At 43.5% G+C, this 964-nt stretch carries 2 protein-coding genes; both read right to left on the bottom strand.

Translation table 11 applies throughout. The features are described 5' to 3' along the window. Nucleotides 1-614: transposase (locus DW083_RS21935; RefSeq protein WP_147382183.1), on the bottom strand; the 614-nt coding region annotated here is incomplete at its 3' end. A 40-nt stretch (nt 615-654) separates the two neighbouring features. Further along, nucleotides 655-964 (bottom strand): transposase (locus tag DW083_RS21930; protein ID WP_122333832.1); only part of this gene is annotated, 310 nt, incomplete at its 5' end.

Here is a 964-nt window from a genome sequence, read left to right as displayed (position 1 = left end):
TGGAATAGAATCTCCGCCCTTTGTCTCTGACGGGGAGTCCATTTATCCTCATTTTTAAATAACAAATACCGACTCCTTACAAGCAGTTGACGATGAGTGTCCCCATTTTCTAAGACTTGGGACACATAGGATATATTATTCTCTTTAGCCAGGGCCATTTCTTTGTTTTCTTGTTCAATAGCCTGCCAACGAAGGGCAATCCTCATATCTTGCAATGCATCACAGGCTAACTTTTGGACATGGAAACGGTCGGTAACCTGTGAGGCCTTGGTAAAACAACGATCTACTATCATACCCATATTTGCAGCCATATCCAATGTGACTTCCTTTACCTTATGCCGTAGCCGGTCTTTTATTCTTAACAGAACCTCCGTAACGTCTTCGGCTTTTGTGCCCCTGACCATCGCAACGATTGCTCCTTTACGACCCTTTGCCTCCTTATTGGTAACAATCGTATAAAGCTCACCATCACTCAATGAAGTTTCATCTATACTTAGATAAGGGCCCATATTTTCCTCGAACAGTAACCATTTATCCGCATGTGGGCGGTCTTCCCATTCATAAAATCCGGACAAATTCAAACGGTACCATTCCTCTAAACGTTGACCATCCAAACCATAGAACTTAGCTAATACCGTGCTACTGACTGGAGTATTATCCAGGTGTTCCTTTTAAAAAAGAGGCAAACTCTTCTGTTAGACGAGTGCCTTTTGCCACAACTTCCCAAGCCCGCATGTAAGGATTGCCGGTATCCAGGTCAACCCAACGGCGACGGCGAACGTGAAGGATTAGACTTTTTCCACGCAATGGAAAGTCATGGATAGAGGCAGGAGGATAAAATCCTTTGGATTGAAGATGTTTTCCACTTCGTTCTTCCTCGGATAAGTCCTTCTCATCTAAGTATATTAATATGGCTGTTGCTGTGCGATCGGCATGGGTTACTTCAAAGTAAGTCAATATGCCT

Origin of the sequence: Parabacteroides sp. AF48-14, assembly GCF_003477465.1 — a bacterium.
In the GTDB taxonomy this organism is placed as follows: domain Bacteria; phylum Bacteroidota; class Bacteroidia; order Bacteroidales; family Tannerellaceae; genus Parabacteroides; species Parabacteroides acidifaciens.
Note: the sequence above shows the minus strand (reverse complement) of the source record. Positions and strands in the feature narration are given on the sequence as shown.